Genomic DNA, 21,503 nt, shown 5'->3' with positions numbered 1-21,503 from the left:
CTCACCGCAGGTACCGCGTCTCGACCTCGGGGAGCCGCTTCCGGACCGCGACGTACACCACCGACACCAGGAGGCCGACGACCGTCAGCGCCCGGACCGCACCGTCGAACACCAGCAGGCCCGGCAGCGACAGCACCCCTGCGAGCAGGAGGTCCTCGGGCGCGCCGTCGTACCGGATCCACCGCCGCGGCGGCACCCACGCGCCCTTCGGGTGGACGTACACCCCGCGGTCGTCGGTGGCCTCCCAGGGCCGGAGTTCGAGGCCGCCGCCGGCCGCGTCGGCGACGCAGTGGAGGCCGGCCGACAGCAGGAAGAACGCCGCGGCGACGGTCGCGGCCGTCGGGAACAGGGCCGCCAGGACCCCCGCCGGGATCGCCGCGACCGAGTAGTACACCGGGAAGTGGAGCGTCCGTCGGTGCTGGCCGCCGAGCAGGTCGAGGTCGGGGAATGCGCCGCCGGCGAACCCGGCGAGCGCGGCAGTGGGGGCGAGTTCCGGCGCGGCGAACGCCAGCGGCGTCGCCAGGGCGACCCCCATCGCGGCGTGGGTGGTGTTCATCATGGCCGGGACGTCCTCAGTCGTCGGCCGGCGAGGCGTCCCCGGCGGCGGTCGACCCGGCGGCGCTGTCGACCAGCGGCGTCCCGTCGGCCGCGGGGCCGAGCTCCGGACCGAACGGCGGGTCGTCGGGGTCGATCTCGCGGGTCTCGCGGTAGTCGGTCGAGCGCTCGACCGGCGTCCGGCCGATGGCGGTGATCATCTCGACGTACTCCGCGAACGACCGGGCCTCGCCGAACTCGCCGCCGGCGCGCTTGGTGATCTCCTCGCTCAGGATGGTGCCCATGAAGTCGTTCGCGCCGCAGGAGAGCATCTTGAGCCCCTGCTCGTCGCCGTACTTGACCCACGACGACTGGATGTTCTCGATGTTGTCGAGGAACAGGCGCGAGACCGCGATCATCAGCTCGTCCTCGTGGGTCGTCGCGCCGGCGTCGATCATCCCGCGCTCGGCCAGCGGGGTGTTGGGGTGGACGAACGAGAGGGGGACGAACTCGGTGATGTTGCCCGTGCGGTCCTGGAGGTCGCGGACGCGCTTCAGGTGCCGCACGCGGTGGGCCTCGTTCTCGACGTGGCCGTACATGATGGTCGCGGTGGTGTCGAGGCCGACCGCGGCCGCGGCCTCCATCGCCTCGATCCACTCGTCGGTGCCGATCTTGCCCGGGCAGATGACCGCCCGGACCTCGTCGACCAGGATCTCGGCCGCGGTGCCGGGCGCGCTGTCGAGGCCGGCGTCCTTCAGGCGGCCGTACACCTCCTCGTAGGACCAGTCGGTGCCCCGGCGGGCGTGGTACGCCTCCTCGGGGGTCATCGAGTGGAGGTGGACGCCGTCGACGTCCATCGCCTCCATCTGGTCGACGTAGGTGCCGGGGTCGGTCTCGTAGGCGTCGGCCGGCTTGTAGTTGAGGTCGCCGCGGTCGCTGGCCTCCAGGATCTCGACGTGCTCGTCGTCGAGCGCCAGCGCGGGGTGGAGCCCGCTGACCGACGTGACCTCGTAGATGCCCGTCTCGCGGGCCGCCGCGACGATCTCGCGGGACTCCTCGGGGGTCTTGGTGAACCCGGCGTGGTCCTCGTCGCTCTCCTCCTCGAAGTGCTGTGCGGTGTCCTTGAAGTTGCAGAACAGGCAGCCCGTGTTGCACGCGGTGGTGACGTTGTTGTTGAGGTTCGCGACGAAGGTGACGTCGTCGCCGACCACCTCCTCGCGCCTGCGGTCGGCGGCCTCCAGCACCCGCTCCTTCCGGGCGAGGTCGATGCCCTCGCGGTCGGTGCCGGTGGTCATGAGCTCGACCCCGTCGGCGACGGTGAGCCGCTCGCCGTCCCTGGCCTTCGCTAACGCCGTCTCGAACGACTGGTCGGTCTCGGGCACGCACTCGAAGTCGAACCGCCCCCGCGGGACGTTCGTCCGGGCCGCGTCTTCCATCACCCGCTACGTGGACCGGCAGCGGTAAAAACCGACGGGTTACGGCAGGGCGGCCGTCCCGCGGCGGGGAGCGCCGGATGCGCAGTATCGGGCATCACTGCGCCGATTCGGGGAGCTTTTAATGCACGAATGTGGGTATTTCTCTCCGGTAGTTCGCGGAAGTGCTCACGGGAATGGAAACGCCTTAGTCCGGCGGCGGCCACCCCTCGCACATGTCCGACAGCGACGGGGCGTCCGCGGCGGCGACGACTCCGAGGTGGTCGCGGTGACGAGCGTCAAGGAGTTCCGCGTGGAGCGCGAACCGACCGCGACCACCCTGGGCCGCGGGGCGTTCGTGTTCACCGACGACTACTCGGTGTTCGACTGGGGCAAGATGCCCGACGAGATCCCCGACAAGGGCGCGAGCCTCTGTTCGATGGGCGCGTTCAACTTCGAGCTGCTGGCCGACGAGGGCGTCCCGACCCACTACCGGGGCGTGGTCAGCGAGGCGCGAAGCGCCTCGGACGGTCGAGCGGTGGAACCGCGAGACGACCCGGAATCCGGCGAGGTCGTCCCGCTCGCCGAGGCCGCCGAGCCGCCGACCGAGATGGCCATCGACCTGACCCAGGTGCCCGAGCTCCCCCACGAGGGCCGGGCGTACGACTACGAGGCGTTCCACGCCGCGGCGGGCGACAACTACCTGGTTCCGCTGGAGATCGTCTTCCGGAACAGCGTCCCCGTCGGGTCGAGCCTCCGGTCGCGGACCGACCCGGCCGACCACGGGCTCGACTTCGCGGAGTGGCCCGAGGGCGTCGTCCAGCTCGAGGAGCCCATCGTGGAGTTCTCCACCAAGTTCGAGGAGAGCGACCGCTACCTCGACCGCGAGGAGGCCGACCGCATCGCCGGGCTGGCCGACATCGACGAGCTGGAGGGCGTCGCCCGCGAGGTCAACCGGGTCGTGACCGAGCGGGCGGCCGAGGCCGACCTGGTCCACGAGGACGGCAAGATCGAGTGCCTCTACGTCGACGGCGAGGTCCGGGTCGCCGACGTGGTCGGCACCTTCGACGAGAACCGGTTCACGTTCCACGGCCAGCAGGTCAGCAAGGAGTTCGTCCGCCAGTACCACAAGCGCACCCAGCCCGAGTGGGTCGAGGCTGTCGAGGCCGCAAAAGCCGAAGCCAAGGACCGCGACGTCGCCGACTGGAAGTCGCTGTGCGAGGAGGCGCCCGAACCGCTCGCCGACGAGGTCGTCCGGGCGGCCCGCGACCTCTACGCCGCCGGCACCAACGCCTACGTCGGCCGCGAGCTGTTCGACGCGCCCTCGCTGGAGGACGCGGTGGCCGCGGTCCGGGACCTCTGAGCCGCCGGGTCGCCGTCCCGTCTCTTACTTCGCCGGTCGTCCGCCGGTTCCGAGTACGATGCTGGCGCTGCTGTTCTGACCGACACTACCAGAGAAGAGCGAACTGCGTAGCGTCGACCGCCTCAGTCGTCGCCCGACGTCGGCCTCGCGACCGGCCCGTCCGTCGGCTCGTCGGGGGTCGCCCGGTCGAGCTCCGGTCCCATCCCCAGCCGGTAGCCGCCGTCGGGGTCGTCGCGCTCCTCGGCCGCGTCGTCCCGGAGCTCGGTCCGGCCGCGGTGGACCGCGATGTCGTCGGCGAGGTGGAGCCGGACCGCCTCCAGCAGCACCTCGGCCTCGAGGGGCTGGCCCCGCTCCTTGAGCGTCTCGACCGACGCGCCGTCGGGGACGTTGAACGCCCGCTGGGCGATGATGGGTCCCTGGTCGAGGTCGGTGGTGACGTAGTGGGCGGTGACGCCCGCGATGCGGACGCCCGCCTCCTTGGCCTGCCGGTAGGCCTTCGCGCCGGGGAACGCGGGCAGCAGGCTCGGGTGGACGTTGATGATGCGGCCCTCGTACCGGAACACCACGTTCGGGCCGAGGATGCGCATGTACCGGGCCAGCGCCACGAGGTCGACGTCGTACCGCTCCAGCAGGTCGAGCAGCTCGTCCTCGTCGGGGTTGCCGTCGGGGTCGCCCACGTCGTGGAAGGGGATGCCGTACTCGGTGGCGACCGGCTGGAGGTCGGGGTGGTTGCCGATGACGACCGACAGCTCGGCGTCGAGGTCGCCCGCGGCCGCGGCCTCGCAGAGCCGCCGGAGGCAGTGGCTCTCCTTGGTCACCAGCACCGCGACCCGCCGGGTCTCGCGGTCGGCCGGGAACCGGACCCGGACGTCGACCCCGAGGTCGTCGCCCAGGTCGTCGAGGTCGTCCCGGAGCGCCTCCCGTGTCGTCTCCATCTCGGCGGTGTCGACCCGCATCGTCATCCGGAACAGGTCGTCGCGGACCGCCTGGTCGAGGTCCTCGATGTTGATTCCGCGCTCGAACAGCAGGCTCGTGACCCTGGCGACGAGTCCGGTGTCGTCGTCGCCGACCACGGTGATCTCGGTCAGTTCGCGCTGGCTCATCGTCTCACCTGCTCGGAGGACATAGTCGTATGTCTGGACGACGCTCGGAGATAAAAGCTACTGCTTCCATGCAAGATTCCCGGACGCATGGGGGTTCGTGGCACAGGTTCCGAACGCATCGCCGGCTCGTCCGGAGTGCATCGACGCCTGGATGTGCACGTTCGTGAAACGAACGCGGATTCCGAAAGTGCTTTTGAGCATGGACGACCACCTTCACCCGATGACCGCCTACACCGCCACGGTCACGGTCCGCCTGAAGGAGGGCGTCCTCGACCCCGAGGCAGCGACGACCAAGCGGGCGCTGGAGCGGCTCGGCTTCGAGCTCCGGGGCCTCCGGTCCGCCGACCGGTTCGAACTCGACCTCGACGCCGAGTCGGCCGAGTCGGCCGCCGACCGCGCCGGCGAGATGGCCGAGCGCCTGCTGGCGAACCCGACCATCCACGACTACGACGTCGAGGTCGAGCCCCGAGAATGACGGTCGCGATAGTACAATTCGGCGGGAGCAACTGCGACCGCGACGCCCGGCGGGCGCTCGACCACCTCGGCATCGACGCCGAGCTCGTCTGGCACGAGGACGGCCTGCCCGAGGACGCCACCGGCGTGATGCTGCCCGGCGGGTTCTCGTACGGCGACTACCTCCGGGCCGGCGCCATCGCGGCCAACAGCCCGATCATGGCCGAGGTCCGGGAGGCCGCCGAGGCCGGCACCCCGGTCCTCGGGGTCTGCAACGGCGCCCAGATCGGCTCGGAGTCGCGGCTGACCCCCGGCGCGTTCACCACCAACGCCTCCGCCCGGTTCCAGTGCGAGCGCGTCCGCGTCCGGGTCGAGAACGCCGACACCCCGTGGACTGCCCGCTACGACGAGGGCGAGGTCGTCGAGCTCCCCATCGCCCACGGCGAGGGCCGGTTCGAGATCACCGACGACCGGCTCGCGGAACTGAGAGCGGCGGACCGGGTCCTCTTCCGGTACTGCGACGCCGACGGCAACGTCACCGACGAGGCCAACCCCAACGGCTCGAAGGACAACGTCGCGGGCGTCGCCGGCGAGTCCGAGAACGTGGCGGTGCTGATGCCCCACCCGGAGCGCATCTCGCTGCCCGACGTCGGCGGGACCGACGGCCAGGGCATCCTCCGGGGCTTCGAGGCCTGACGGGCCGACAAGAGAATCCGGTCGGACGTCCCTCGCTCAGTACCGCGACCCGCGCTTCTGCTCGCGGCCGTAGGCGTAGAACAGCGCCCAGACGAGCACCACGACGACCAGCCAGCCGACGACCGCCACCACCGACCACGCCGAGAGCGGCCCTGCGGTCACCGTCATCGCTCTATCGAGACGGGCGTGTCGCTGGCGATCCACTGGTCGTCGCTCTCGTCGCTGTTCCGGATCTCGATCCAGCCGTTCGAACAGAAGATCGTTTCGTAGTCGCCCCAACCCTCGGACATTGTGTCCGACACACCGGGTCGGCGACGCGGGCGAACTCCCCGGGTCGCCTCGCGCCGCCCTCGATGTGCCACCCCCGGTAGAGTCGATGGGTCGGTGCGGCCTTTGTTATCCGGTGAGTAGCCCGGACGTAGGTCGGCCTTAGCCGCGCGAACGCTCGATTGAACGGCGTTCGCGGCCGCTTACCCTGTTGGCTGACCAACAGCTCGCGGCCGAACGGTCCGGAGCGCGACAGGAGGCACTTGGCGGCCGCCGCCCTTCGCCCGGACGTGCCCTCCAGACGCAGACTCCTCCATATTTGCGAAACGGCGGTACCTGTCGGTCCCGCCGGATGTCTCGGCACTGGCGGCGTATCACCGGGCGGGACGGCCGGCGTAACCGGGAGTACGACACCCCAAACGGAGCCGACGACCACCAGACGCCGCCTGCTCGCGCTCGGCGGGTCGGCGCTCGCGGCGTCGCTCGCCGGGTGTACGTCGGCGCTGTCGACCGACGACGGGCCGCCCGAGGTCCGGGAGGTGCCGGGCCCGTTGCCCGGCAGTAGCGCGCCGTCGGCCATGCCCGACCTCTCGGCGGAATCGACGCTCACGACGCTCGCTGTCGGCCGCGGCGGGGAGAACCATCCGGTCACCGTCCGGAACGCGACCGACCGTCGCCGCGACGTCGCGCTCGAAATCGGCGGTGAGGGCGACGAGAAGCCGTGGTTCCGCGAGGAATACACCCTCGACACCGACACGAATCTCGTCGTCGACCTCCGGGACCCCCGGAACTACGCGATCGCGGTCCGGGTCGGCGAGCGGTCGGAGACGGTCGAGGTCCCGGAGTCGCGGTTCGACTGCAACGCCTCGGCGACCGACGTGGCGATTCGCGAGGACGGACTCGAGAGCCGGTCGATCTCGACGGCGATGGCGTGTGGGGGTGGTGGCCTGTTCTGAGTTTCTCGTTGGGGACGGGGTGGAGTGTGACTACTCGAAGACCAGCAAGACGGACGGAGAGCTAGCTACTGCCGTCACCTGTGTACCGCACCGCAATCAGACTGAACCTACGCGCCGACTGGTAGAAGCAGAAGCAGGTAGCAGCCGAATACGATTCGCCCGATTACCGCGCCAGCGGCAGGCTGAAGCTCGTCTCGCGCTCGACGACCGCCTCCCAGGTCGCCTCGCACTCGCAGGACACCTCCGAGAACACCGAGGGGTCCTGCCGGAGGTCGAAGTCCTTGATGGCGGTCTGGACCCGGTCGTCGCACTCCCCGCAGTTGTGCGGGCCGCGGTCGGAGCCGTGGCCCACGGGGTCCGAGACCACGATGGCGTCGGCGTCGGCGGTCGATTCGAGCACCTCGGCGACCGACCAGAGCCACGGCGGGCGGTAGCCGTCCCGGAAGTAGAGCTCGTCGACCATGGTGTAGCGCTGGACGTTGGTCGGGTTCATCGAGACCGTGTGGGCGTACTCGGCGCACCGCCGGACTGACGACTTCATGTCCTCGATGGCCTCCGACTCCGAGAGGAACGGCGGCTTCATCAGGAGGTAGGCCTTCACGCCGGCGCCGGCCTCGTCGGCGTGCTCGCTGGCCGCGATGAAATCGTCGAAGTCGAAGTACTTGTTCACGCAGTCGTGGCGCACCCGGTCGGTCGCGGTCTCGAGGCCGATGGCGACGTCGGTGTCGAGCCCCTGCTCGGTGAAGTCCTCGAGCTTCTCGCGGTCGACGAAGTCCGGGAGACTCTCGACCACGATGCGCTCGCGGTCGGCGAACGTCTCGGCGATGGCCCGCCGGGTCTCGGCGCCGACCTCGCGCTCGTCGAGGAACGACCCGGAGGTGTAGATCTTGATCAGGCCCGACTCCCCGTCGGCTTCCCCCGATTCCATCTGCTCGCGCTCGTGGTCGAGGCACGCCTCTATCTGGTCCATCAGCGCCTCGTGTGCCACGGAGCCGCCCTCGACCGACTCGGCGACGTAGCCGCACATGGTGCAGCCGCCCGCCCGGGCCCACCGACAGCCGCCGGTGTTGAGGATGATGGTGAGGCTCTGGTAGACCCCGCCGGGCGTCCGGTCCTCGTCGATCCAGACGCGAGTGGGCTCGTGGGGGTCGTACGTCTCGTCCTTCTGGGCCCGTATCTCGCGCATCACCTTGTTGTGGGCGTCCATGCCCCGGCCCTGCTCGTAGACGTCGGGCGTCGGCTTGCTCATTACCGGCGGGTAGCGGCCCGGCGCGTAAATCGGCTTCGGGTCGATACGCTGTCGATACGTCTCTCTAGGCCGCGATGGCTGGCGCTGTAAGTGAGTCCCTGACTGCGCTTGTAGGTGGGATAACTGATCGCAGGGTGCGCTGGCGCCATCCTCGTGTCCTGTTGAGCGGAGCGAAACAGGGCTCGGAAGACGAGCGAAGCGATGTCTCCCGGTGTGACCGAGTAACGCAGGAGGTGGGAGGTCCGAGGTTGGTGCGGGCGGTTGCGGGGCCGTGCGGTACAGAGGTGACGGCAGTAGCTAGCTTCCAGTTGTCCTTCGAAACCGAGAACGCGCTAGCTACTGCCGTCACCTATGAATCTCCGCACTGCAACTGGACCGCACCTCGTCCTCCCCAGCCTCCCCCTTCGCTCCGGTCGCTCGGTCGTCCACCGGCAGACGAACCGCGTCTGCCGAGCTGTCGCGGATCGGCGATTCGCCACGTCCCGAAAATCGGAGATTTTCGGAGACGTCCGTTCGCTCCGCTCCGACGACCTCGCACGCGTTGCTCGCGCGCCGGACACCATACGACCGCAGATGGGCCCGGATACTATCACCGGTAGACGGGGACAGCCAGCGAGCATCTCGCGGTGAGACCGGTCAGATCTCCGATTCCGGTCGCGACCCCGTCCGACCCCCACCCGTCAGTCCCGCCAGCACCCGCCAGGCGACCACCGCCGCGCCCGCCCCGACGGCGTCGGCGACCATGTCCGCGACCGAGAAGTGGCGCGCGGCAAGCGGGGCCTGGACGAACTCGATGCCGACGCCGTAGCCGACCGCGAGCAGGGCCGCGACGCCGGCCACCACCGCCGGCCTCCCGCCGGGGGCGAGAACGCTCGCGAGCGACGCGGCGAGCGCGGCGTACGCCAGCGCGTGGAGCCACTTGTCCGTCCCGAAGAGGCCGAGGGGGCCGAGCGCGGGCAGTCCCGACGACGGCGAGTCGAGCAGCGAGGCGTAGAGGATGCCGCCCGCGACGGCGACGACGGTCGCCCAGCGGAGCCACCGCGGCGGTCGGACGTCGGCGAGTTCCATCCCGTCGGGGTTCTCGCCCGGGGGTGTAAAAACCGCCGGTCGGTGTCGAGGTGCGGACAAGTTTGCCGGAGACGTAACCGGTTCCGGTTACAACGCCACGGTAACGACTAACAGGATACCGGCCGAATACAATTACAGAACGTTACCATGACCGACCTCGGCGGATTCCAAGACAACGTCGCGCGGATCGACCTGAGCGACGACCGGGTGGACTACGAGAGCATCGACGACGAAGACGCGAAGAAGTACATCGGCGCCCGCGGCCTCGGCGTGAAGTACGTGTTCGACCAGGGCCCGGACGTCGACCCGCTCGGCCCCGACAACCTGCTGGCGTTCATGAACGGGCCGCTGACGGGGACCCAGACCGTGATGAGCGGCCGGATCGCGGTCTGCACCAAGTCGCCGCTCACCAACACCGTCACCGACTCCCACCACGGCGGCTGGTCGGGGGCGCGGCTCAAGTGGGCCGGCTTCGACGGCCTCCTCTTCGAGGGGAAGGCCGAGGACCCCGTCTACGCCGTCGTGGAGGACGGCGAAGTCGAACTCCGCGACGCCTCCCACGTCTGGGGGTGGGGCGTCCACGACACCATCGACGAGCTCGGCGACGAGGTCGACGGGGAAGTGGGGAAGAACCTCTCGGTGATGGCCATCGGGCCGGGCGGTGAGAACCAGGTCCGGTACGCCTGCATCATGAACGAGGACGACCGGGCCTCCGGCCGGGGCGGCACCGGCGCCGTCATGGGCTCGAAGAACCTCAAGGCCGTGGTCGTCAAGTCCGCGACCAAGATGCCCAAGCCCGCCGACCAGGAGACGTTCCAGGAGGGCCACAAGCAGGCGATGCAGGTCATCCAGGAGTCGGACGTCACCGCCCCGAACGAGGGCGGCCTCTCGATGTACGGCACCAACGTCCTGATGAACCTGACCGAGGAGATGGACGGGCTGCCGACCCGGAACGCGAGGAACACCTCGACCCACAGCGAGGCCGAGGAGGACCCCAGCGAACCCAACATCGACGCCGAGAACGTCTCGGGCGAGAACGTCCGGGAGAACATCCTGGTCGACGAGCCGACCTGCCACTCCTGCCCCGTGGCGTGCAAGAAGGAGGTCGAGGTCAACGTCCGCCACAAGGGCGAGGACCACAACGTCCGGATGGAGTCCTACGAGTACGAGTCGGCGTGGGCGCTCGGCCCGAACTCGATGAACGACGACCGCGACAAGGTCGCGATGATGATCGACCGGTGCAACGACATGGGCGTCGACACCATCGACATGGGCAACACGATGGCCATGGCGATGGAGGCCACCGAGCAGGGGTACCTCGACGAGGGCCTCGACTGGGGCGACGCCGACACCATGATCGAGATGATCGAGCGGGTCGCCAACCGCGAGGACGACCTGGCCGACCTGCTCGCGGAGGGCGCGATGCGGGCCGCCGAGGAGCTCGGTGACCCCGACATGAGCCTCGACGTGAAGGGCCAGACCATGGCCGCGTACGACCCGCGGTCGATGAAGGGGATGGCCATCGGCTACGCCACCTCGAACCGCGGCGCCTGCCACCTCCGGGGGTACACCCCGGCGGCCGAGATCCTGGGCATCCCGGAGAAGGTCGACCCCCACGAGCCCGAGGGGAAGGGCGAGCTCTGCGCGACGTTCCAGGACCTCCACGCCATCAGCGACTCGTTCGACATCTGCAAGTTCAACGCCTTCGCGGAGGGCATCGAGGAGTACATCATGCAGTACAACGGCATGACGGGTCGGGACCTCTCGGAGGACGAGCTGCTGGAGGCCGGCGAGCGCATCTACAACCTCGAGCGCTACTACAACAACCTGGTCGGCTTCGACGGCAGCGACGACGACCTGCCGGCCCGGTTCGTCGAGGGCAACGAGAAGGCCATCCCGGGGCAGGGCGGCTCGGAGGGCCAGCTCGTCGAGCTCGACCAGCTCAAGGACGAGTACTACGAGGTCCGCGGCTGGGAGGACGGCGTCGTCCCCGACGAGAAGCTCGAGGATCTCGGCATCGACGTCGGCCCCGGCACCGGCGTCAGCTCCGGCGGCGCGGCCGCCTCCGGCGACGACTGAACCGCACCCGCGACCGATTCGCTTTCTTTCGCGCTCGCTCGAACAGCACCGGCCGGCGACCGCCGGCGAGGCGGTCCAGGCGACCGCCCGACATCCGTGTCCATCGCGGTACAGGGGACTGACGTCTCGCTCGCACGACGTCTCCACCTTCTGGCACGCCGTCCGGCGAATCCGACCGCTATCGCTAACCCGGTCCCCGTGGTAGCGCGCCGCATGCAGATTCGAGACGCAACCGACGACGACATCCCGACCATCAGATCGCTCGCCCGCGAGGCGTGGACGGAGGCCTACGGCGACGCCGTTCCCGAGTCGGTCATCGAGGACGCCGTCTCGCAGTGGTACGCCGAGGAGACGATGACGCGCCTCCTGGGCGACGACGAGCAGGTGTGCCTGGTCGCCACGGACGAGGACGGCGAGGCGCGACGCGCCTCGGAGGACGCGAGCGGAGAGCGGAGCGAACCGCGAGCCGGCGAGGTCGTCGGGTTCGCGCACGGCGCGACGGACGAGGACGAGGGCGACGTCCTCAGGCTGTCGGTCCGCCCGGACCGGTGGGGCGAGGGCATCGGCTCGGCCCTGCTGGAGGCGGTGGAGGAGCGCCTGACCGCGATGGGCGCCGAGCGCATCCAGGCGATGGTGCTGGCCGACAACGAGATGGGCAACGCCTTCTACGAGGACCGCGGCTTCGAGAAGACCGGCGAGGCCGAGACCCAGCTCGACGGGACCACCCGGACCGAGCACGTCTACGCCAAGGCGTACTGACCGGCCTCGGAGTCACCGGCTCGCCCGCGCGGTCGTCGGTCGCGGACCGCGCGCGAGTTCCGTCCGGCGCCGCGCGGCGATGAAATTTCCGCCGTGCCCTCGGCAATTTCTGCCGGTATTCTCTTTGGTAATCTTTCGCAGATACATATTCTTTCGATGCATCGCGCAGTCGAAGGAATGATGTGGGGGAGCACCGGAGTTCAGATGATTCCGTATGTCCTCCGACGACTCGACCGGCCCCGGCGGCAGGCGCTTCGAGACCCTCGCGGTGACCCGCGGCGAGGAGCCCGACCTCGATAACGGGGTGGGCGACGTGACGTCGCCGATCCACCTGGCCTCGACCTACGCGGTCGACGGCATCGACACGGACACCGCGCTGGAGGACCTCGACCCCGGCGCCGACGAGTTCCTCTACACGCGGCTGTCGAACCCGACCCGCCACGCGGTCGAGCAGCGCGTCGCCGCGCTCGAAGGGGGCGACCGCGCGATGGCGTTCGCCTCGGGCACCAGCGCCGTGGTCGCGACCGTGATGGCCGCGGTCGAGCCCGGCGACCGGATCGTCGCCTTCGACGACCTCTACGGCGGCACCAACACGATGCTGAAGGAGCTGTTCCGCGACAGGCTGAACGTCGCGGTCGACTTCGTCGACGCCACCGACCCCGCGGCGGTCCGGGCCGCCACCACCGACGACACCGCGCTGCTCTGGATGGAGACGCCGACGAACCCGCTGCTCAAGCTCTGCGACGTCGAGGCGATGGCCGACATCGCCCGCGAGCACGGCGCGCTGCTCGGCGTCGACAACACCTTCATGGGCCCGTACTTCCAGCGCCCGCTCGAACTCGGCGCCGACGTCGTCGTCCACAGCACCACGAAGTACATCAACGGCCACAGCGACTCGCTCGGCGGCGTCGCGGTCACCTCGGACGACGAGTTCGCGGCCGAGATCGGCTTCCTCCAGCAGGTCGGGCTGGGCAACGTGATGGCGCCGTTCGACGCCTACATGGTGCTCCGGGGGCTGAAGACCCTGCCGCTGCGCATGCGCCAGCACGAGAAGAACGCCGCGGAGGTCGCCGCGTACCTGGAGGCCCACGAGGCGGTCTCGGCGGTCCACTACCCCGGCCTGGACTCGCACCCCCAGCACGACCTCGCGAACGAGCAGATGGACGGCCACGGCGGCGTCCTCTCCTTCGAGCTCGAGGGCGGCCTCCCGGCGGTCGAGCGGTTCGTCGCGGCGCTGGAGGAGTTCACGCTCGCGGTCAGCCTCGGCGGCGTCGAGAGCCTCATCGAGCACCCCGCGAGCATGACCCACTCGCCGCTCCCGGCCGAGGAGCGCGCCGAGCTCGGCATCACCGACGGGCTGCTCCGGGTCTCCGTCGGCATCGAGCACCCGAAGGACCTGGTCGCCGACCTCGAACGCGGCTTCGCGGCGATGGAAGAGGCGGGCGAGGCGTCGGCGACCGACGCCGGGACCGCGGTCAGCGACTGAGCGCGGCCGCTCCGACCCCGTTACTGCTCCCGTGTCTCGCGCTCCCGGTCGCTGCCGACGACGACCGCCTCGCGGAGCTCCAGCGCGGTCTCGAACTCCTCCCGGCGGTCCTCGCGCCTGCCGACCCGGAGGAGCTGTTCGGCGTTCGCCCGGGCGACCGCCTCGCGCTCGCGCTCGGACCAGCCGAGGTCCTCGCCCACCTCGGCCCAGAACCCCTCGGGCGCGAGCAGCACGGTCCGGACGTCGTCCTCGTGGACGGACTCGTAGCGCCGCCGGAGGTCGTCGGCCCGGACCTCCGCGGCCCGCCGGCCCTCGGCCACCAGGTCCGGGACGCGGTCGCCGGCCACGCTGGCCTTCGCCGCGGTCAGCACCAGTATCTGGCCCTCGATGGGGTTGTCCTCGGTCATCGTCGGGGAGGCCGCGGGGTCGCGGTCGGTTCGGCCGGGCTCATCCGCCGGCCCGCATCGCCTTCTGGGAGAACTCCTCGACCAGTTCGTCGAGGGTCGCCTCGTCGCCCTCGAAGACGACCGTGACCTCGGTCAGCGTGACCGACGGACCGACGCTCACCTTCTCCGAGGAGAGGCTCGCCCGCCAGTCGTCGGCGACCACGTCGCCGTCGCCCGTCTCGTCGCCGTCCGCGATCTCGCCGCCGAGGTTCGAGAGGTACCGCCGCGCCAGGCGCTCGGAGATGCCCCGGTAGGACTTCTCGACCCGGGTCATCGCTCGATGTCGACCGACGGCGAGGACTGCTGCGGACCCGCGCCGCCCGCGACCGGCGGGAAGACGCTGAGCGTGTCCCCGTCGTCGAGGGGCGTATCGCGGCCGTCGATGTGGACCACGTCCTTGCCGTTCTTCATCACCGATAGCTGGGGCCTGATGTCGCCGTCCTCGAAGACGTCGAGGTCGTACTCCTCGACCAGGTCGGTCAGCACCTCGCCGACGGTGGTGCCGTCGGGGTAGTCGCGTTCGAGGGTCTTCTGACCGACCGCCTCCCGGAAGTTGGCGAAGAAGCGCAGTTCGAGCGTCACGTCACGACCTTGGGACGCCGCGAGCATAAATTATCGTGCGTCGGGGCCGCGGCGCCGCCCGCCGAGCGCGCCGGCGAGGCCGCCGACGAGACCACCGGCTGCGGTCGCCAGTACCGCGGCGGCCGGGAACGATGTGCTGCCGAGGTCTCCCGCCACCTCGCCGCCGGTGAGCCAGACGCTCGCGGCCGCCCCCAGGACGACCGCGGCCGCGACCGCGACGCCGCCGTGGCGCGCTCCGCGGCGACCGCCGGGCCCGCCGAGGTAGCCCGCGACGTACGCCCCGACCGGGACGGTCAGCAGCGTGGCGAGCGCGAGCCCGGTCGCGACCGCTCGGGGGAGGCTGACGGCCACCGCGAACGCGGGGATCGTCTGCGGGCCGAGCGCGGCGACCAGCCCCGCCGCGACCGCGCCGCCGTCGAGCCACCGGTCGCGTGGCTGGCCGGCCTTCGCCCGGCGGACCCGGTCGAGCGCGTCCGATCTGTCGTCGGTCATGGGGGTGTCGCGCCTCCCGCGCTACCGCCCGGGACGGATGCCGTCGCTGACGATGCGGGCGTGGCGCTCGCGGTCGATGCGCTCGCCGAGGTCCTCGTGGTCGTAGAGCTGGCGCATCAGCGCCGCCATCAGGTCGCGCCAGGCCATCGCGTAGATGGGCGACTGGCCCCAGGCCCGGAGCTCGGCCACGAAGTCGTCGTACTGCTCCCACCGGTCCTCGAACCGCTCCAGGGCGTCGACCACCGCGCTCGCGGCCTCGTCGTCGTCGCCCTCCTCGAAGACCCGGTTGAGCCGGCGCTCCCAGCCCTCGACCGCCCGCTCCATGTCGCGGGCGGCGTCCTCGCCGTCGGCCGGCAGCGATTCGACGATGGGGTCGGGCACCGTCAGCGAGATCTCGTCCATGCCCGTGCCTTGGCCGTCGCGGCCCAAATAGCTACGGTCGCGGCGGAGGGGCGAGGGCGCGTCGCAGCTTCGGCCGTCACGACACGCCGAACATGTTCGAAGCGGTCTTTTCGGCGACGGAGCGCGTACGTCCCGGTATGGAAACCGAAGCGAGAGCCTCCGAGGCGTCGACTCGCGAGCCCGAGACCACCGTCGAGGTCCGGTGCACCGGCCACGTCCGGACCGCGGTCGGCGAGCCGGAGCTGGCGTTCACCTTCGAGGGGACCACGCTCAGGGAGCTCCTCGACGCGTTCTTCGCCGAGTACGACGTGGCCGACCTGCTCATCGCCGAGACCGAGGACGAGGCGACCACCCGCGGGTGGGCCGACCCGCCCGAGGAACTGCCGGGCAAGTGGGCCAAGAACCCCGAGGGCGAGCAGACCCGGACGTACGCCCGGGTCGCGGTCAACGGCCAGTTCAACGAGCACTTAGACGGCCTCGACACGACGCTGCGGGACGGCGACCGCGTCTCGCTGATGTACCCGTTCATCTTCTGCTGCTGAGATGAGCGCCGGCGCGGTGACTCGGTGGGCGCGGCGGTTCGTCGCCGCGAGCGCGCTGTTCCTGGTCGCCTGGCAGGTCGCGGCGCTGGCCGCGACCGTCTCCGGCATCGGGAGCGCGGGCGGCGTCCCCCGACAGACCCGGGTCGCGCTGGCCGTCCACGGGTTCGTGCTCCACGCGGTGTTCGGCAAGGCCTACTCGCTGGTGCCGTCGTACTTCGACCGGACGCTGGCGGTCGAGCGCGCGCCGGCGGTCCAGTTCCCGCTCACCGCGGTCGGGGCGGTCGGGCTCGCGGCCGGGCCGCTCCCCGGGGTTCCCGACCTCGCGGGCCCGGCCGGCGCGGTCCTCTGGGCCGCCGGCGCCGCCGTCTTCGTCGCCGCGCTGGCCTGGACCGTCCGGGACAACCCGACCGGCCGGGAGACCGGCACGAGCGACGCCAACGCGGAGCGCCGGCCGGTCGACCGGGTCGCCAACGCCTTCGTGCCGGTCGTGCTGGCGTACCTGCTCGCCGGGGCCTACGCCACGGCGGCCCCGCACCTCGGGCTCCCGGGGTTCGCCTCGCTCGGGTTCGCGCGGACGGCCCACCTGCTGGCCGCGGGGACGGCCGCGCTGCTGGTCTTCGCGGTGGGGTTCCGGCTGTTCCCCCGGTTCCTGGTGGCCTCGCCGCCGCGGGCGCTGGTCGGGGTCGTCCTGCCGGCCGGGGCGGTCGGGCCGGCGCTGCTCGCGAGCCACCTCTACGGCGGAGCGTGGTTCCGCGCCGGCGCGGCGCTCGAGGCCCTCGCGGTCCTCGGCTTCGGGGCGGCCTACGCCGTTTTGTTCGGCCGTTCCGAGCGCCGCCGGGTCGGGTTCTACGCCGTGCTGGTCGGCGTCGCCGCCGGCGCGCTCGGCGTGCTCGTCGGACTGCACTTCGCGTTCTCGGGGACGGGGTTCGAGCTGGTCGAGGCCCACTTCCGGCTCAACGTCCTCGGGTTCCTCGGCCTCACCGTCGTCGGCGCGACCTACCAGTTCTACCCGCCGACGGTCGGGACCTTCCCCGGCGCCTCGGACCGGACCGCGCTGGTCTCGGCCGCGCTGGTCGGCGTCGGCCTGCTCGGGGAACTCGGCGGCGCGCTCGCCGCGGCGGACGGGGCCGTCGTCGCCGGTCGCGCGAGCGCGCTGGTCGGCGCCGGCCTGTTCGCGTGGCTGGTGCTCGGCGTGTTCGCCGAGCGGTGACGGTCGGTCGGGCGGTCCGGGGCCGGGCTACCCCCTCACTCGTCCAGCCGGGTCGCCAGCTGGACCTCGTCGACGAGGTCGCCGTCGATCTCGTAGTGGTCGGCCCGGGTCGCCTCGCGCTCCCAGCCGTGCTCGTCGAGCAGTTCGAGCGCGTCCTCGTTGGTCGCGGGCAGGCTCTGGTACACCTTGATGCAGTCCTCCTCCTCGGCCCACTCGATGCCGCGCTCGAGCAGCGTGCCGCCGACCCCCCGCTCGCGGTACTCGGGGGCGACGCCCACGGTCAGCTCGGCGGTGTGGCTCCGGGCCGGCAGCTCGAACCCCTGGAGGTGGACCCATCCGATTACCTCGCGGTCGCCGTCGCTCGCGTCCTCCCCGTCGCTTTCCCCTCTCGCGTCCCCCTCGTCGTCGCCCCCGCGCCGGATCTCGGCCACGAAGAACATCCGCGACTCCCGCTCGTTGAGCCGGATGAGCGCGCCGTCCTCCTCGATGGCGTCGGCCGCGCGCTCGTCGACGACGATGGCGCCCTCCTCGGCGGTCTCGCGGATGCGTTCGGCGATGGCCTCGCGGTCGTCCTCGCGCGCCGGCCGCGTCACGTACTCGAACCCGTCGGCCTCGTGGATGCGCTCCTCGGCGTCGGGCGAGACGTAGAGCCGGCCGTCGCGCTCGGTCAGCAGTCCGTCGTCGAGGAGCTCGTCGACGTGCTCGCCGAACTCCGCGACCGGGAGCCGGCCCTCGGGCTCGGTGCCCGAGCGCGGGGGCTTGGCGCCGGCGGTCTCCTCGACCCGGACCGCGTCGCGGACCTCCTCGCGGGTCGCCGACCCGTGGCGCTCGACGTACCGGTAGATGCGGTCGGCCACGTCGCTGTCGAACTCCAGTTGCGGTGTGCCCATGTCGTCCCCGGGTACGCCGCGCGGCGCCAAGGTTATTCACCGGATACGCGCGGGTATGGGCCGGATACGTCCGAGCATTTACTGACTGACGAGTGAAAACTGAACGGAACGACCGCGACGTTCGGAGGGAGTGCCGAGCGCCGAACCGGGACCGCTCGCGGTCTGGGTCGACAGCCGCCCGATACCGACGGGAAGCCCCATCGTGATAGCTCGCCAACGGGTTGTGGACGCGAGGCCGCTCTTCGGTAAGATCGAGTTCCACCGGACTCGCGGTTCATAACTAAGCGATCACGGCGCGTCCGCCGCTGTAACCCGTCAGAGCGCGGGGGAGACAGCATGACCACAGCCGAGGACAACGAAGCCGCCGCCAGGCGGCTCTTCGAGGAGGTCTGGCAGAACCACGACTACGACGCCGTCGACGAACTCGTCGCCGAGGACTACGTCCTCCACGACCCGTCGATGCCGGAGGACGCCGAGTGGCCCGGCGGCCGCGAGGGCTACCGACAGATGGCCGAGATGGGCGCCGGCATCGTCGACGGGCGCCTGGAGATCGAGCAGCTCCTCTCGACGGGCGATCACGTCGTGATCCGCTGGAAGCAGACCGGCACCCACGTCGGCGAGATGGGGAACATCGAGCCCACGAACGAGGAGGTGACGATCACCGGCATCGAGATCGACCGGTTCGAGGACGGCAAGCTCGCCGAGACGTGGCAGGAGGTCGGCATGCTGCCGATGCTGATGCAGGTCGGCGCCGTCCCGGAGGACCTCTTCTCGTCCGAGCTGCCGGCCGACGACTGAGCGAGCGGCCGCCCGTCAGTCGACGGCGTCCGCGACTACTTCTCCTCGACGTGGCGGACCGATGTCGCGATCCCGCGGGTGCTCTCGGCCATCTCCGGCCCGGACATCTCGGCCCGGCCGACCGCGAACGCCTTCGGTCCCTCGACGACGACCTCGTCGCCGACCCGGATGTCGTCGTCGGCGTCGACCACGCCCGGCGCGAGGACGCTGCCGTGGGGCGCGAAGCTGTCGATCTCGACGCGCTTGGTCGGGGCGTCGGAGTCGACCCACCGGCGGGCGCCTTCGAGGGTGAGCGACAGCACGCCGTACTGGGGCACCATCGCCGCGAGCTGCTCGCCGTCGCTGTCGTGGACCCGGAGCTTGGGGTAGCGGGCCTGGGTCCGGATGTCCTCGAACAGGGCGTCGCCGGCGCCACCGCGGGACGACGTCCCGCGAGCCGACGAGCCCCGCTCGTCGACGCCGCCGAACTGGTAGTCGGCGATGGCCTTCACGGTGTTGTGCTGGCGCTCGCGCTTGCCGTACTTGAGCTCGCCGTCGAGGGTCCGCATCAGGTTGCCCAGCGACTCGGTGGTCGTGGGGTGGTCCTCGACGGTGTACTCGAACTCCAGGCCCAGGGCGTCCTCGACGCGCTCGCAGACGTCCCGGTACCCCTCCTCGGGGACGTGAGCGATGACCCTGGGATACTCGTTGCGCTCGAGGTAGCGCCGGAGCACCTCGGCGACGAACTCCTTCTCGTCCTCGGACCACCGGCCGGTCACCACCGAGTCGTAGTGCTGGGCCGGGTACGTCAGTTCGAGCTCCTGGGGGACCACGCCGATGGGCGAGGTCATCGAGACGGTGTGGCCCCGGAACTGGATCGCGTCGTGGAACTGGCCGTGGCTCTGGGACTCGCTGTAGGGCTTGGTCGCCGAGCAGGGCACCAGCACCAGCGGGTTGTCGAACCGGTTGCGGTACCGGGTGGTGACCCGCTCGGCGAACCGCTGGATCTCGACCCGCCGGATGGTGTCCTCGGTCGCGGCCGAGAGCTCGGCGTCCCGGAGCACGGGCGTGCGCTGTTCGAGGTAGCTCCACTGCTGGTCGAACTCCCGGAACGCGGCGGTGAGCCACTGGTCGTGGCGGGCCTGCCCCTCGATGTAGTCGCGGAGCCGGCCGTTCCGGACGCGCTCGCGGACGATGCCCAGCTCCGCGCGGAGCGCGTTGACGTTGTGGTCGGCGCAGTCCTCGCGGGTGAACTCCGAGACCGGCTGCTGGCAGGCCGGACAGGCGCAGGGCAGCTCCGAGAGGTCCTCCAGGTAGTGGGTGCCCTCGGTGGTGAGGTACTCGCCCTGCGTCCCGGCGACCACCGCGCGGTCGGTGTCGACGAGGTCGACGCCGGCGTAGACCAGCGTGGCGACGTTCGCGGGCGTGGCGACGCCCGGCAGGTAGAGCGCGCTGTCGGCCGGGATCGCCTCGCGCGTCTCGATGACGGCGTCCTTGAACCCCGCGCCGTGGCCGACGAACCCCTGGGCGCCCGACAGGACGTAGGCGTCGGTCCCGAAGTCCTCGGCGGTCTCGGGCGCGACGACAGCGGCGCTCGGGTAGTCGACGTCGGGGTACTCGACCGCGAACGACGCCATCACCTCCTCGTCGGTCCCGCTCGGGAAGCCCCGGTGGGGCAGGATAGTGAGCTCGTCGTCGCTCCCCTCCGAGAGCTCGCGGTCGGCGGTCCAGAGGCTGCCGGCGTCCGCGACGAACCCGTCGGCGACGGCCGGAGTGGTCACCGGGTCGGCGAGCCGCAGCTCGGCGAGCCGCGCCGGGCCGTCCCGGTCGTGGACCTCGAAGTAGTCGGTCATACCTCCGGGTCGGGGGCCGACGGGCAACTATCTTGCGAGACGGATCGGCTACTCGACGACCCGCTCGGGCTCGTCCTCCGCCTCGTCGTCCGCCGCCCCGACGGTCAGCGCGTTCCCGACCAGCGTCCCGTGGCCACGCCGGAGCCGCTCGGACAGCGCCTGGTGGGAGATGCCGAGCTCGTCGGCCAGGTCGCGGGCCGAGGTGCCCCGGGGCACGTCGTAGTAGCCCGACTCCAGCGCGGTCGTGACCGCCTCGTACTGCTGGGTCGTCAGCCCGAACTGTCCCTGGGTGTCCCGCCGGTCGAGCTCGTGGATCTGCTCGACGTCGATGCCGAGCTCGCGGTCGGCCGAGAAGTCCCTGGTCTGGGAGACGGCCTCGCGGTCGGGGAACAGGATGCGGAGGTGCCACCGGTCGTCGCGCCCGCGGGCCTTCAGCACCGCGGCGCCGTGCTCGGTCATCGAGTGGAGCAGCACCTCGACCGACTCGACCCACTCCATCTGGTAGAACCGGCCGTCGGCCAGCTCGGTGAGCCGCCGCTCGTTCTCGACCGAGGGGTCGTCGGCGAGGGCGTCCTCGAACGCGTCGAGGTCGTCGCCGGCGGCCCAGACGAACGGCATCACGCGGCCGTCGTCGTGGGCGACGACCCGCTCGGCCTCGACCTCGACGTCCGGGACCTCGGGGAGCGTCTCCCGGAGCGCGAACGCCTCGGCCGGGACGCCGAGCTGCGCGATGGTGCTCATGCACCCCGCTACCACGCTCAGACGGAAATGCGTTGTAGCCGAGCGTCCGGCGACGTCGGCGGCGGACGCGGTCGACAGCTCCGTGCTCGGCGGGGGCGGCCTCGCGGCGGTGGCGCTGCGACAGGAGATACGGTAGCGCGACG

At 71.0% G+C, this 21,503-nt stretch carries 25 protein-coding genes; 10 read left to right on the top strand and 15 right to left on the bottom strand.

All coding sequences use genetic code 11. The features are described 5' to 3' along the window. Position 1: 1 nt before the first annotated feature. Both ACQUQF_RS04575 and cofH read right to left on the bottom strand, forming a co-directional pair. Positions 2-559 carry a metal-dependent hydrolase gene (locus tag ACQUQF_RS04575; RefSeq protein WP_435176196.1) on the bottom strand — a complete coding sequence of 186 codons (558 nt, stop codon included), beginning with the start codon at positions 557-559 and terminating at the stop codon, positions 2-4. 13 nt (positions 560-572) lie between these two features. Continuing rightward, a complete protein-coding gene (cofH, locus tag ACQUQF_RS04570; protein ID WP_435176194.1) occupies positions 573-1,970 on the bottom strand; it encodes a 7,8-didemethyl-8-hydroxy-5-deazariboflavin synthase subunit CofH in 1,398 nt (465 codons plus the stop codon). 265 nt (positions 1,971-2,235) lie between these two features. Between cofH and ACQUQF_RS04565 the strand changes: the two genes are divergently transcribed. After that, positions 2,236-3,309 (top strand): phosphoribosylaminoimidazolesuccinocarboxamide synthase, encoded by a 1,074-nt coding sequence (locus ACQUQF_RS04565; protein WP_435176192.1) that lies wholly within the window; start codon positions 2,236-2,238, stop codon positions 3,307-3,309. Between the two features lie 122 nt (positions 3,310-3,431). Here ACQUQF_RS04565 and ACQUQF_RS04560 read toward each other — a convergent pair whose 3' ends face one another. Beyond that, on the bottom strand, positions 3,432-4,412 hold the full coding sequence (locus ACQUQF_RS04560) for a formyltetrahydrofolate deformylase (protein WP_435176189.1): 981 nt from the start codon (positions 4,410-4,412) through the stop codon (positions 3,432-3,434). Between the two features lie 220 nt (positions 4,413-4,632). Between ACQUQF_RS04560 and purS the strand changes: the two genes are divergently transcribed. Both purS and purQ read left to right on the top strand, forming a co-directional pair. Further along, entirely contained in the window at positions 4,633-4,887 is a 255-nt protein-coding gene (gene purS / locus ACQUQF_RS04555; protein ID WP_435176188.1) for a phosphoribosylformylglycinamidine synthase subunit PurS, read from the top strand. Beyond that, positions 4,884-5,561 (top strand): phosphoribosylformylglycinamidine synthase I, encoded by a 678-nt coding sequence (gene purQ, locus ACQUQF_RS04550; protein ID WP_435176186.1) that lies wholly within the window; start codon positions 4,884-4,886, stop codon positions 5,559-5,561. The genes purS and purQ overlap by 4 nt, the downstream gene beginning before the upstream one ends. A 36-nt stretch (positions 5,562-5,597) precedes the next feature. Here purQ and ACQUQF_RS04545 read toward each other — a convergent pair whose 3' ends face one another. Together ACQUQF_RS04545 and ACQUQF_RS04540 are read right to left on the bottom strand one after the other, a co-directional pair. Beyond that, complete coding sequence (locus tag ACQUQF_RS04545) at positions 5,598-5,729, bottom strand: hypothetical protein (protein ID WP_435176183.1); 132 nt, start codon at positions 5,727-5,729, stop codon at positions 5,598-5,600. Then, on the bottom strand, positions 5,726-5,851 hold the full coding sequence (locus tag ACQUQF_RS04540) for a hypothetical protein (RefSeq protein WP_435176180.1): 126 nt from the start codon (positions 5,849-5,851) through the stop codon (positions 5,726-5,728). The genes ACQUQF_RS04545 and ACQUQF_RS04540 overlap by 4 nt, the downstream gene beginning before the upstream one ends. A 555-nt stretch (positions 5,852-6,406) precedes the next feature. Between ACQUQF_RS04540 and ACQUQF_RS04535 the strand changes: the two genes are divergently transcribed. Next, the gene (locus ACQUQF_RS04535) at positions 6,407-6,784 is read left to right on the top strand and encodes a hypothetical protein (RefSeq protein WP_435176178.1); all 378 of its coding nucleotides are present in this window, start codon (positions 6,407-6,409) and stop codon (positions 6,782-6,784) included. A 163-nt stretch (positions 6,785-6,947) separates the two neighbouring features. On the opposite strand, the gene ACQUQF_RS04530 is transcribed toward ACQUQF_RS04535, so the two are convergent. Both ACQUQF_RS04530 and ACQUQF_RS04525 read right to left on the bottom strand, forming a co-directional pair. Further along, the gene (locus ACQUQF_RS04530; RefSeq protein WP_435176175.1) at positions 6,948-8,033 is read right to left on the bottom strand and encodes an archaeosine biosynthesis radical SAM protein RaSEA; all 1,086 of its coding nucleotides are present in this window, start codon (positions 8,031-8,033) and stop codon (positions 6,948-6,950) included. Positions 8,034-8,669: 636 nt separating this feature from the next. Further along, positions 8,670-9,101, bottom strand: a complete 432-nt coding sequence (locus tag ACQUQF_RS04525; RefSeq protein ID WP_435176173.1) for a VanZ family protein — start codon at positions 9,099-9,101, stop codon at positions 8,670-8,672. A gap of 147 nt (positions 9,102-9,248) precedes the next feature. Between ACQUQF_RS04525 and ACQUQF_RS04520 the strand changes: the two genes are divergently transcribed. The 3 genes from ACQUQF_RS04520 to ACQUQF_RS04510 all read left to right on the top strand — a co-directional run bounded on the left by ACQUQF_RS04520 (position 9,249) and on the right by ACQUQF_RS04510 (position 13,425). Beyond that, positions 9,249-11,180 carry an aldehyde ferredoxin oxidoreductase family protein gene (locus ACQUQF_RS04520; protein ID WP_435176171.1) on the top strand — a complete coding sequence of 644 codons (1,932 nt, stop codon included), beginning with the start codon at positions 9,249-9,251 and terminating at the stop codon, positions 11,178-11,180. 213 nt (positions 11,181-11,393) lie between these two features. After that, the gene (locus ACQUQF_RS04515) at positions 11,394-11,939 is read left to right on the top strand and encodes a GNAT family N-acetyltransferase (protein ID WP_435176169.1); all 546 of its coding nucleotides are present in this window, start codon (positions 11,394-11,396) and stop codon (positions 11,937-11,939) included. Between the two features lie 214 nt (positions 11,940-12,153). Continuing rightward, entirely contained in the window at positions 12,154-13,425 is a 1,272-nt protein-coding gene (locus ACQUQF_RS04510) for a trans-sulfuration enzyme family protein (RefSeq protein ID WP_435176167.1), read from the top strand. Positions 13,426-13,445: 20 nt separating this feature from the next. Here the strand turns inward: ACQUQF_RS04510 and ACQUQF_RS04505 are convergent, their stop codons facing one another. Genes ACQUQF_RS04505 through ACQUQF_RS04485 form a run of 5 tightly spaced genes read right to left on the bottom strand, consistent with a single transcriptional unit; the run spans position 13,446 to position 15,347 of the window. Continuing rightward, entirely contained in the window at positions 13,446-13,832 is a 387-nt protein-coding gene (locus tag ACQUQF_RS04505) for a hypothetical protein (RefSeq protein WP_435176165.1), read from the bottom strand. A 40-nt stretch (positions 13,833-13,872) separates the two neighbouring features. Further along, on the bottom strand, positions 13,873-14,145 hold the full coding sequence (locus tag ACQUQF_RS04500) for a hypothetical protein (RefSeq protein ID WP_435176164.1): 273 nt from the start codon (positions 14,143-14,145) through the stop codon (positions 13,873-13,875). Beyond that, entirely contained in the window at positions 14,142-14,453 is a 312-nt protein-coding gene (locus ACQUQF_RS04495; RefSeq protein ID WP_435176162.1) for a ubiquitin-like small modifier protein 1, read from the bottom strand. The genes ACQUQF_RS04500 and ACQUQF_RS04495 overlap by 4 nt, the downstream gene beginning before the upstream one ends. 30 nt (positions 14,454-14,483) lie before the next feature. Then, positions 14,484-14,945 carry a hypothetical protein gene (locus tag ACQUQF_RS04490; RefSeq protein ID WP_435176159.1) on the bottom strand — a complete coding sequence of 154 codons (462 nt, stop codon included), beginning with the start codon at positions 14,943-14,945 and terminating at the stop codon, positions 14,484-14,486. 21 nt (positions 14,946-14,966) lie between these two features. Next, positions 14,967-15,347 carry a hypothetical protein gene (locus ACQUQF_RS04485; protein ID WP_435176157.1) on the bottom strand — a complete coding sequence of 127 codons (381 nt, stop codon included), beginning with the start codon at positions 15,345-15,347 and terminating at the stop codon, positions 14,967-14,969. A gap of 137 nt (positions 15,348-15,484) precedes the next feature. Here ACQUQF_RS04485 and ACQUQF_RS04480 point away from each other — a divergent pair, with 137 nt between their 5' ends. Further along, entirely contained in the window at positions 15,485-15,889 is a 405-nt protein-coding gene (locus tag ACQUQF_RS04480; protein WP_435176154.1) for a MoaD/ThiS family protein, read from the top strand. Between the two features lies 1 nt (position 15,890). Further along, on the top strand, positions 15,891-17,099 hold the full coding sequence (locus tag ACQUQF_RS04475; RefSeq protein WP_435176152.1) for a hypothetical protein: 1,209 nt from the start codon (positions 15,891-15,893) through the stop codon (positions 17,097-17,099). A 35-nt stretch (positions 17,100-17,134) separates the two neighbouring features. Here the strand turns inward: ACQUQF_RS04475 and ACQUQF_RS04470 are convergent, their stop codons facing one another. Continuing rightward, positions 17,135-17,989 carry a GNAT family N-acetyltransferase gene (locus ACQUQF_RS04470; RefSeq protein ID WP_435176149.1) on the bottom strand — a complete coding sequence of 285 codons (855 nt, stop codon included), beginning with the start codon at positions 17,987-17,989 and terminating at the stop codon, positions 17,135-17,137. A 336-nt stretch (positions 17,990-18,325) separates the two neighbouring features. Here ACQUQF_RS04470 and ACQUQF_RS04465 point away from each other — a divergent pair, with 336 nt between their 5' ends. Then, positions 18,326-18,787: an ester cyclase gene (locus ACQUQF_RS04465; protein WP_435176146.1), complete on the top strand. Its 462-nt coding sequence runs from the start codon at positions 18,326-18,328 to the stop codon at positions 18,785-18,787. Between the two features lie 35 nt (positions 18,788-18,822). Here ACQUQF_RS04465 and arcS read toward each other — a convergent pair whose 3' ends face one another. Continuing rightward, a complete protein-coding gene (gene arcS / locus ACQUQF_RS04460) occupies positions 18,823-20,619 on the bottom strand; it encodes an archaeosine synthase subunit alpha (RefSeq protein ID WP_435176144.1) in 1,797 nt (598 codons plus the stop codon). Between the two features lie 48 nt (positions 20,620-20,667). Next, complete coding sequence (locus tag ACQUQF_RS04455; protein WP_435176141.1) at positions 20,668-21,360, bottom strand: bacterio-opsin activator domain-containing protein; 693 nt, start codon at positions 21,358-21,360, stop codon at positions 20,668-20,670. Between the last annotated feature and the right edge of the window lie 143 nt (positions 21,361-21,503).

It is taken from the genome of Halorussus sp. AFM4, assembly GCF_051194995.1.
GTDB lineage: Archaea > Halobacteriota > Halobacteria > Halobacteriales > Haladaptataceae > Halorussus.
This window is presented reverse-complemented; position numbering and strand designations above follow the sequence as displayed.

Bases quoted from the DNA above. Each gene is read 5' to 3' on its own strand.
- purQ (WP_435176186.1), top strand. From the start codon at position 4,884: ATGACGGTCGCGATAGTACAATTCGGCGGGAGCAACTGCGACCGCGAC.
- ACQUQF_RS04535 (WP_435176178.1), top strand. From the start codon at position 6,407: ATGCCCGACCTCTCGGCGGAATCGACGCTCACGACGCTCGCTGTCGGC.
- ACQUQF_RS04500 (WP_435176164.1), bottom strand. From the start codon at position 14,145: ATGACCCGGGTCGAGAAGTCCTACCGGGGCATCTCCGAGCGCCTGGCG.
- ACQUQF_RS04520 (WP_435176171.1), top strand. From the start codon at position 9,249: ATGACCGACCTCGGCGGATTCCAAGACAACGTCGCGCGGATCGACCTG.
- ACQUQF_RS04470 (WP_435176149.1), bottom strand. From the start codon at position 17,989: ATGGGCACACCGCAACTGGAGTTCGACAGCGACGTGGCCGACCGCATC.
- ACQUQF_RS04575 (WP_435176196.1), bottom strand. From the start codon at position 559: ATGATGAACACCACCCACGCCGCGATGGGGGTCGCCCTGGCGACGCCG.
- ACQUQF_RS04465 (WP_435176146.1), top strand. From the start codon at position 18,326: ATGACCACAGCCGAGGACAACGAAGCCGCCGCCAGGCGGCTCTTCGAG.
- ACQUQF_RS04490 (WP_435176159.1), bottom strand. From the start codon at position 14,945: ATGACCGACGACAGATCGGACGCGCTCGACCGGGTCCGCCGGGCGAAG.
- ACQUQF_RS04540 (WP_435176180.1), bottom strand. From the start codon at position 5,851: ATGTCCGAGGGTTGGGGCGACTACGAAACGATCTTCTGTTCGAACGGC.
- cofH (WP_435176194.1), bottom strand. From the start codon at position 1,970: ATGGAAGACGCGGCCCGGACGAACGTCCCGCGGGGGCGGTTCGACTTC.
- ACQUQF_RS04455 (WP_435176141.1), bottom strand. From the start codon at position 21,360: ATGAGCACCATCGCGCAGCTCGGCGTCCCGGCCGAGGCGTTCGCGCTC.
- purS (WP_435176188.1), top strand. From the start codon at position 4,633: ATGACCGCCTACACCGCCACGGTCACGGTCCGCCTGAAGGAGGGCGTC.
- ACQUQF_RS04545 (WP_435176183.1), bottom strand. From the start codon at position 5,729: ATGACGGTGACCGCAGGGCCGCTCTCGGCGTGGTCGGTGGTGGCGGTC.
- ACQUQF_RS04485 (WP_435176157.1), bottom strand. From the start codon at position 15,347: ATGGACGAGATCTCGCTGACGGTGCCCGACCCCATCGTCGAATCGCTG.
- ACQUQF_RS04480 (WP_435176154.1), top strand. From the start codon at position 15,485: ATGGAAACCGAAGCGAGAGCCTCCGAGGCGTCGACTCGCGAGCCCGAG.
- ACQUQF_RS04560 (WP_435176189.1), bottom strand. From the start codon at position 4,412: ATGAGCCAGCGCGAACTGACCGAGATCACCGTGGTCGGCGACGACGAC.
- ACQUQF_RS04515 (WP_435176169.1), top strand. From the start codon at position 11,394: ATGCAGATTCGAGACGCAACCGACGACGACATCCCGACCATCAGATCG.
- ACQUQF_RS04510 (WP_435176167.1), top strand. From the start codon at position 12,154: ATGTCCTCCGACGACTCGACCGGCCCCGGCGGCAGGCGCTTCGAGACC.
- ACQUQF_RS04530 (WP_435176175.1), bottom strand. From the start codon at position 8,033: ATGAGCAAGCCGACGCCCGACGTCTACGAGCAGGGCCGGGGCATGGAC.
- arcS (WP_435176144.1), bottom strand. From the start codon at position 20,619: ATGACCGACTACTTCGAGGTCCACGACCGGGACGGCCCGGCGCGGCTC.
- ACQUQF_RS04505 (WP_435176165.1), bottom strand. From the start codon at position 13,832: ATGACCGAGGACAACCCCATCGAGGGCCAGATACTGGTGCTGACCGCG.
- ACQUQF_RS04525 (WP_435176173.1), bottom strand. From the start codon at position 9,101: ATGGAACTCGCCGACGTCCGACCGCCGCGGTGGCTCCGCTGGGCGACC.
- ACQUQF_RS04475 (WP_435176152.1), top strand. From the start codon at position 15,891: ATGAGCGCCGGCGCGGTGACTCGGTGGGCGCGGCGGTTCGTCGCCGCG.